Here is a 7,678-nt window from a genome sequence, read left to right as displayed (position 1 = left end):
GGGCCGGTACCGGCCCCGGTCGCGCACGCCGCGACGCAGGCGGCCGCCGACTGGTCGGCCCCGCTTTCGACGCAGGGCCGGTACATCGTGGACAGCCGGGGCAACCGGTTCCGGCTGAGGGCCGCCAACTGGGACGGCGCGCAGGGTTCCTACAACGGCAGCGGCAGCGTGGACGACCCGGCCAGTCACCACGCGGGCCAGAACGCGCACGACATCCCGCTCGGCCTCGACCGGGTCCCGATCGCCCGACTGCTCTCCGACTTCAGGGAGCTGGGCGTCAACACCATCCGGCTGCCGTTCTCCAACGAGCTGGTCCACCGCACCACACCCGTACCGGACGCGGCGGTCACGGCCAATCCGCAGTTGCGGGGCAAGACCCCGCTTCAGGTGTACGACGCCGTCGTGGACGCGCTCAGCCAGGCCGGGTTCGCCGTCATCCTGAACAACCACACCAACACCTCCCGCTGGTGCTGCGGCATCGACGGCAACGAACGCTGGAACAGCAGCCAGTCCACTGAGCAGTGGGCGGACGACTGGGTGTTCATGGCCCGCCGCTACGCCTTGGTGCCCGGCGTCGTCGGTGCCGACCTGTACAACGAGGTCCGCCGGGACATCCTGGACGACCCCAACTGGGGCCTGGGAGACGCCCACGACTGGTACGCGGCGGCCCAGACGGCCGGCGACCGCATTCTCACCGAGGCCAACCCCGCACTGCTCATCGTGATCGAGGGCATCAACTGGACCGGCGTCCCGGTCGACGGACTCCCGCACGGACGGCCGCAGTTGACCCCGGCCCGCACCCTCTCCCACACCCTGGTCGACTCCCACAAGCTGGTCTACTCGGCCCACTTCTACGGCTACACCGGCCCCCGGCACAGCGGCGCCACCGGGATCGGCGAGACGCATGACGCCCGCTACCAGGACCTGTCCCGCGACGAGTTGAACGCGGCGCTCACCGACGAGGCGTTCTTCGTGGAGGAGTCCGGCCGCCACTACACCGCGCCGGTGTGGATCAGCGAGTTCGGCGCCGGGGCCGGGGAGACCAACCCGGCGACCCGCGCCTGGTTCGGCAACATCACCGAATACTTCACCGACCACGACGCCGACTTCGCGTACTGGCCGCTGGTCGGCTTCGACGGCCACGACGACTGGGCGCTGCTCCGCTACGACGAGGGCGGCCGCCGCTCCGGGCTCCTGGACTCCGGCGACTGGCGGGCCCCGGCCTGGCGGCACCTGATGGACACACCGGGGAGGACCGGGCCCGTCCCGACGGCCGCCGTGTGGAAGATGCTGAACACCGACCACGGGGACGCGGTGGAGTCGCTGCGGGTGCGGAACACCGGCGACTGGGACTCGGGCGCGTACAAGGCGGCCTGCCCGGACGGGCTGCGGCTGACCGGTCTGAGCCACACGGGCGGGCGCGGGCTGTGCACGGACGCGGGGACCGCCGGGCTGCGCGCGGCGGACGGGGCGCAGAGCGTCGTCAGGGACGAGCGGTTCGTCTCCGGCGGCGACTGGGCGTCCGGGTACACCAAGCTGCAGTGCCCCTCCGGCGCGTTCCTGATCGGCTACAGCCTGCGCGGCGAGCGGGTGTCGGCGGCCCTGTGCGCACCGGGCCGGCCGGCGCTCGGGGGCAGCGGGCGGACGGTGTGGTTCGACCGCTCGGACAACCGGCCCCCGGACGGCGCGGGCGGCGAGTTCGCCGAAGGCGCGTACAAGGGCCAGTGCGGGGTGAACGAGTACGCGGCCGGGATCGCCTTCACCACCCGCCTCGGGGCCCGGCAGGGCCCGGCGGCACTGCTGTGCCGGACCCTGCCGTAGCGGGGACTCAGCCGGGGTCGGTGACTTCGAAGGAGAGGTCGTTGTCCACCGTGTAGTAGGGGCGGACGAGTTGGCCGCCGTCGGGCGCGGCCGCGTACACGAAGGAGTGTTTGCGGTCCGCCACGTCGTCCAGGACGCGGCCCACCCGGACGGGGGCCGCGTCGGGGGTGGGCAGGACGTGCACGTCCCAGTAGCGGACGGCCACGCCCGTGAGGTCCGCGTGGTCGACGGTGAACCGGAAGCCCCGGCCGTCCGCGCCGACGCTCGCCCTCAGGGTGCGCTCCTCGCGGCTGCGGCGCCCGCGCAGCCGTACGACGGCGTCCTCGCCCAGCTCCGTGCCGTGCAGGCGCGCGGTGACGGCGGTGGCCCTGTCGCCGACCTCGATCGGCCCGGCCTCCGCGTGCGCGGGACGCAGCCAGGCCCGTACGGCGAGGAAGCCGTCCAGCGCCCGGTACGGTATGCGGACCGCCACCGGGGACGGCCGGTCGATACGGGCGCCGTCGACGAGGACCCGCAGATCCAGCGGGCCGGAGGCCAACTGCTGCGGCTCGGCGTCCGGTTCGCGCACCAGGAAGGCGTCCCAGCGGCCCTCCTCCAGGGCGGGCAGCGGCTCCAGCACGGCGAGGGCCCGCCCGTCGCCCGCGTCCTCCAGCGGGAGCCGGCGTGCGGCGGGGTCGGGGACGCCCTTGCGGGACCTGGCCTTCAGGAGCAGGTGCGCGGAGTCGGGCGCGGGGAGGGGGAGGCCGAAGGTGAGGCGGCCGTCGGCGTCCGCCACGCAGGTCACCCGGAGCACGGGGTTCATCGTCGCCACCCCCGCACGGTGCGCACCGCACTGGCGGCGGCCGTGTGGGCCAGGTCGTGGGCACTCTGCTGGGCGGCCGTCAGCCGACGGCGCCCGGCACCTGGTTCGCCGGGCGGCCGCCGACCCGCCCGTTTGGCGGCGAGCGCGTGGGCCAGCAGGTGTTCGGCGCGGGCCACCACGACCTCGGGGGCGTAGCGGCGGGCGTTCTCCAGGGCCGACTTGCCCATGGTGCGCCGCCGTTCATCGTCGCGGACCAGGTCCAGCAGGGCCGCGCCGAAGGCGTCCGGGTCACCGACCGGCACGAGCCGTCCGTCGGCACCGTCCCGGATGATCTCGCGGGGCCCGTGCGCGCAGTCGGTGCTGACGACGGGCAGCCCGCAGCGCATCGCCTCGACGATGGTCATGCCGAAGGGCTCGAAGGTGGAGGACGCGGCGGCGATGGACGCCTTGACCCATTCGGACTCCATCGGCACGGCGGCGCCCATCAGGAAGGCGTGGTCGCTGAGCCCGAGCCGCTGGATGAGGGCACGCAGCCGGTCGCGTTCCTCTCCCCTGCCGTAGATGCGCAGCCGCCAGTCGGGGTGGGCGGCCGCGACGTGCGCGAAGGCGCGGATCAGGGTGTCGTAGTCCTTCATCGGGACGAGCCGGCCCGCGGCGACGATCAGCCGGGAGTCGCCGCCGGCGGGCGGCAGTTCGGGGTCGGGGACGCTGTTGGGGAGGGCTTCCACACGGACGCCGGGCAGCCAGGTGCCGCGCCGGTAGGCGCGGGCGTCGGCGTCGGTGACGGTGGTGATCAGGTCGAGGTCCCGGTAGGCGCGGCGCAGTACGGTGCGCAGCCGGCGCGAGTGGTGGTCCCAGGTGAGGTGTTCCTGGCCGACGCGCAGGACGCGGTCCGGTGCCTGGCGGGCGAGGTGGACGTTGAGGCCGGGCCGGGTGCCGATGACGACCTCGGCGTCGGTACCGGCGAGGTGGGCGGCGATCCGCTCGTCGGTCAGCCTGCTGTACTCGCGGTGGCGCCCCTCGGCGGCCGGGAAGACCCGCGCGGGTTCGCGGTGCGCCGGGTGGTCCTGCTCCTCGCGCAGGTCGACCAGGGGCCGCAGCCGGACGCGGGGGTCCAGGGTGAGCGGGGGGCGTTCGCGGCTGCGCAGTACGGACACGATCTCCACGTCGTGCCGTCCGGCGAGCGCCCCGGCCAGGTTGAAGGTGGTGGTGATCGTCCCTCCGATCGCGTACGCGTTGTGGAGCAGGAAAGAGATCTTCATGCCGGTCCAGACCTTGTCGACACGGGCGCGGTTGCCAGACGTTACCGCTTCGTGTCCTCGGGGCCCGGTGCGGGGGCCAGCACTGCCAGGTCGGCGGGGCGGACCCGGACGGTGACGGGGAGGGTGGCCTCCACCTCGCCGTCGGCCCCGTACGGCACGGGCCGGTCGGCCTCGATGCGCAGCTCACGGCCGCGCAGCACCCGTACCTCGGGGCGGCGGAGGTGGGCGCCGGTCTTCAGCTCGTTCATCAGGGTGAAGAAGAGGCGGCGCGGGGCCTCGCGTATCAGCACGATGTCGAGGAGGCCGTCGTCGAGTTCGGCGGCGGGGGCGATGGCACGGCCGAAGCCGTAGTAGGGCGAGTTGGCGGCGACGACGGTGTAGCCGCGGTGGCGCTGTTCCTCGCCGTCGACGGTGATCCGGTAGTCCGCGGCACGCCAGGAGGCCACGGCGCGCAGGCCGCCCGCGTAGTAGGAGGCGGCGCCGCGCAGCAGGCGGGACTGGTTGGCGTACCGGTTGGCGAGGGCGTCGACCCCGGCGTAGACGCTGCCGAGGGCGACGGTGCGCTGGTGGACGGCGGACTCGATCTCGATGGTGTCGACGCGCCGGGGCTCGGCGCGCAGCAGGATCCCGGCGAGCGCCGCGGGGTCGGCGGGCAGGCGGAGGGCGCGGGCGAAGTCGTTGCCGCGTCCGGCGGGTACGAGCCCCAGCACGGCGCCGGTGCCGCTGAGCGCTCCCCCGATGCCGCCGGCCATGCCGTCGCCGCCGACGGCGAGGACGACCCGGCCGCTCTCCCCGGCGCGCAGGGCGGTCTCGCGGGCGTGGGCGAGGCTGTGGCTGTACTCGGTCTCCAGGGTGGCGCCGGCCTCGCGCAGGTGCCGGGCCACCTGGAGCAGCGTGGCGGCCCCGGTGGAGGCGCCCGCGGTCGGGTTGACCACGGCGGTGAACTCTCGCATCGGTGTGCCTCCGGGCGCGGTCAGTCGGTGGGGAGCAGGACGCCGGGGCTGAGCAGCCCGGCGGGGTCGAGCCGGGCCTTGACGGCACGCAGCGCGTCCACGGCGAGGGGCCCGGCCTCGCGTACGTACCAGTCGCGGTGGTCGGTGCCGACGCCGTGGTGGTGGGAGATGGTGCCGCCCGCCGCGAGCACGGCCTCGTTGGCCGCGTGCTTGGCGGGGGTCCAGTGGGTGACGGGGTCGTCGCCCTGGGCGCTGACGACGGTGAAGTAGAGGGAGGCGCCGTTCTCGTACACGTGGGAGATGTGGCACATCACCAGGGGCGGGGTGCCGGCGCCGGTGAGGGTGTCGGTGAGGGCGGTGCGTACGGCGGTGTACAGCTCGGGTATCCGGGACCAGAACGCGGCGGTCTCCAGGGTCTCGGCGAAGGCGCCGGCGTCGAGGAGGGCGTCGCGCAGGTAGGGCGCTGCGTATCGGCCGTGGGCCCAGCGTTCGCCGGGTTCGGTGCCGACGAGGGTGCCGCCGCACTCCCGCAGGACGGCGGCCGCCTCCTCGCGGCGCCGGGCGGTGTCGGCGGGGGTGCCCTCGTAGCCGGTGACGGCGAGGCAGCCGGTGCCGCCGTCGGCGAGGGCGGCACCGATGGCGTCGGGCTGGGCGAGGCCGACCAGGGTCTCCGTCTCGTCGGAGAGCCGGAGCACGGTGGGCCGGGGCCCGTCCTGGGCGAGCCGGCGCAGTGCGGCGGCGCCCTCGGCGAAGGTGGCGAACCGCCATCCCTCGTACAGGCGTTGCTCGGGCCGCGGCCGTACCCGGACGGTGACGGAGGTGATGACGCCGAAGGCGCCCTCGGAGCCGAGGACCAGCTGGCGGAGGTCGGGCCCGGCGGCGGAGCGCGGGGCGCGGCCCGTTTCGACGGTGCCCTCGGGGGTGGCGAGGGTCAGGCCGAGGACCATCTCGTCGAAGCGGCCGTACCCGGCGGACGCCTGGCCGCTGGAGCGGGCGGCGGCGAAGCCCCCGACGGTGGCCCACTCGAAGGACTGCGGGAAGTGGCCGAGGGTGAAGCCGTGCGGGGCGAGCAGGGCTTCGGCCTGCGGGCCGCGCAGGCCGGGCTGGAGGACGGCGGTGCGGGAGACCGGGTCGAGGTCGAGCAGGGCGTCCATCCGGCGCAGGTCGAGCGCGATGAACTCGCCGCGCTCGGGGGCGAGTCCGCCGACGACGCTGGTGCCGCCGCCGTACGGCACGACCGCCACCCGGTGCGCGGCGCAGGCCCGCAGCACGGCGAGCACCTCCTCGTGGGAGGCCGGCAGGACGACGGCCTGCGGTACGTCGGTGAGGTCGCCCGCGCGGATGCGCAGCAGGTCGGGGGTGGACTTGCCCCGGATGTGCCGGACGCGGCTCTCGGTGTCGGTGCGGACGTGGTCCGCCGAGCCCACCGCGTCGGCGAGGTCCTTCAGGGCAGCCGACGCGAGCGTGGGCTCCGACGGCTCAAGGTCGTTCAGCGCGACGGGCGTCGACGGGCTCGGGCGGACGCCGAGCAGGTCGTGCAGGAGCCCGGCCACCGCGTCGGGCAGGGGGGCCGCCTTCGCCGGGTCGCCCCAGCCGTTCCACAGCATGTCCATCGGACGGTCGTCCTCACCACGTCGGTTCGGTGTGTGCGGCGCCATCTCCCCCCGGCCGCCGGGGCGTTACACTGTTACACATGACGTCCATCCGTCACAACCGTTCGGACGCCGACACCGTGCTCGACGCGGTGCGCGACTGCGTCCTGGCCGTAGGTGTCCGCCGCACCACGCTCGCCGACGTGGCCCGCCGCGCCGGGGTCTCCCGGATGACCCTCTACCGGCGCTGGCCCGATCTGCGCACGCTGGTGGGCGACTTGATGACCCGCGAGTGGCTCGCCGTGGCCACCCGCGCGATGCCCGGCGCGTCCGAGGGCCCGCACACCCGCGCCCGGCTCGTGACCGGACTGGTCGCGGGCGTCACCGAGTTCCGGGACCACCCCCTGTTCCACAAGATCCTGGACGTCGACCCCGAGCTGCTGCTCCCCTACGTCCTCGACCGGCGCGGCGCCACCCAGGAAGCCCTGCTGGCGCTCCTGACCGACGCGCTGCGCGAGGGCCACGCCGACGGCTCGGTGCGTGTGACGCACCCCGAACGCCAGGCCCGCGCCCTGCTGTTGCTGGTGCAGTCCTTCGCGCTGTCGCTGCGCACCATGACCGACGAGGACGACGCCGAGCTGGACGCCGCCGCCTTCCTGGGCGAGCTGCGCACCCTTCTGGAGAGGACCCTCACCCCATGAGCAACCGCGACCGCGCCGACCGTACGGCGGCACCGGGTTCGTCGCTCGACGCCGCCCGCCGCACCCGCGAGCTGGCCAGGGCGGCCGGGGGCGGCACGGCCGACCTGCTGGTGGTGGGCCTCGGCGCGACGGGGGCGGGCGTCGCCCTGGACGCGGCGGCGCGCGGTCTGGACGTGGTCGCCGTCGACGCCCACGACCTGGCCTTCGGCACCTCCCGCTGGAGTTCCAAGCTGATCCACGGCGGCCTGCGCTATCTGGCGGCCGGGCAGTTCGACGTGGCCCACGAGAGCGCGGTCGAGCGGGGGGTGCTGATGACGCGTACGGCACCGCACCTGGTGACCGCGCAGCCCTTCGTCCTGCCGCTGACCCCGCTGGTGTCGCGGGCCCAGGCGTCGCTGGCGTGGGCGGGCTTCCGGGCCGGCGACATGCTGCGGAGGGCCGCCCGCACCCCGCGCGGGGTACTGCCGGTACCGCGCCGGCTGACGGCGGCGGAGGCCCGGCACCTGGCGCCCTCGGTGCGCGCGAGCGGGCTGCGCGGTCACCAGGT

At 74.9% G+C, this 7,678-nt stretch carries 7 protein-coding genes; 3 read left to right on the top strand and 4 right to left on the bottom strand.

What is annotated here, in order from left to right; genetic code table 11:
* Positions 1 to 1,821: glycoside hydrolase family 5 protein (locus tag CCN33_RS26455; protein WP_086695975.1), on the top strand; the 1,821-nt coding region annotated here is incomplete at its 5' end.
* Between the two features lie 7 nt (positions 1,822 to 1,828).
* Here CCN33_RS26455 and CCN33_RS26450 read toward each other — a convergent pair.
* Genes CCN33_RS26450 through CCN33_RS26435 form a run of 4 tightly spaced genes read right to left on the bottom strand, consistent with a single transcriptional unit; the run spans position 1,829 to position 6,451 of the window.
* Positions 1,829 to 2,623, bottom strand: coding sequence for a hypothetical protein (locus CCN33_RS26450; protein WP_086695974.1), 795 nt, complete (start codon positions 2,621 to 2,623; stop codon positions 1,829 to 1,831).
* Entirely contained in the window at positions 2,620 to 3,885 is a 1,266-nt protein-coding gene (locus CCN33_RS26445; RefSeq protein ID WP_086695973.1) for a glycosyltransferase family 4 protein, read from the bottom strand. Before CCN33_RS26445 ends, CCN33_RS26450 begins: the two co-directional genes overlap by 4 nt.
* A 41-nt stretch (positions 3,886 to 3,926) precedes the next feature.
* Positions 3,927 to 4,838, bottom strand: coding sequence for a YegS/Rv2252/BmrU family lipid kinase (locus CCN33_RS26440; RefSeq protein WP_086695972.1), 912 nt, complete (start codon positions 4,836 to 4,838; stop codon positions 3,927 to 3,929).
* 20 nt (positions 4,839 to 4,858) lie between these two features.
* Positions 4,859 to 6,451, bottom strand: coding sequence for an FAD-binding oxidoreductase (locus CCN33_RS26435; RefSeq protein ID WP_086695971.1), 1,593 nt, complete (start codon positions 6,449 to 6,451; stop codon positions 4,859 to 4,861).
* Between the two features lie 80 nt (positions 6,452 to 6,531).
* Here CCN33_RS26435 and CCN33_RS26430 point away from each other — a divergent pair, with 80 nt between their 5' ends.
* Both CCN33_RS26430 and CCN33_RS26425 read left to right on the top strand, forming a co-directional pair.
* A complete protein-coding gene (locus CCN33_RS26430) occupies positions 6,532 to 7,131 on the top strand; it encodes a TetR/AcrR family transcriptional regulator (RefSeq protein ID WP_086695970.1) in 600 nt (199 codons plus the stop codon).
* A partial coding sequence (locus CCN33_RS26425; RefSeq protein WP_140394685.1) for an FAD-dependent oxidoreductase occupies positions 7,128 to 7,678 on the top strand: 551 nt, incomplete at its 3' end. The genes CCN33_RS26430 and CCN33_RS26425, both read left to right, overlap by 4 nt.

Origin of the sequence: Streptomyces recifensis (genome assembly GCF_002154615.1) — a bacterium.
Lineage (GTDB): Bacteria > Actinomycetota > Actinomycetes > Streptomycetales > Streptomycetaceae > Streptomyces > Streptomyces griseoluteus.
The sequence above is the reverse complement of the archived record's forward strand: the minus strand, read 5'-3'. Positions and strand labels throughout refer to the sequence as shown.

Bases quoted from the DNA above. Each gene is read 5' to 3' on its own strand.
- CCN33_RS26450 (WP_086695974.1), bottom strand. From the start codon at position 2,623: ATGAACCCCGTGCTCCGGGTGACCTGCGTGGCGGACGCCGACGGCCGC.
- CCN33_RS26445 (WP_086695973.1), bottom strand. From the start codon at position 3,885: ATGAAGATCTCTTTCCTGCTCCACAACGCGTACGCGATCGGAGGGACG.
- CCN33_RS26440 (WP_086695972.1), bottom strand. From the start codon at position 4,838: ATGCGAGAGTTCACCGCCGTGGTCAACCCGACCGCGGGCGCCTCCACC.
- CCN33_RS26435 (WP_086695971.1), bottom strand. From the start codon at position 6,451: ATGGACATGCTGTGGAACGGCTGGGGCGACCCGGCGAAGGCGGCCCCC.
- CCN33_RS26430 (WP_086695970.1), top strand. From the start codon at position 6,532: ATGACGTCCATCCGTCACAACCGTTCGGACGCCGACACCGTGCTCGAC.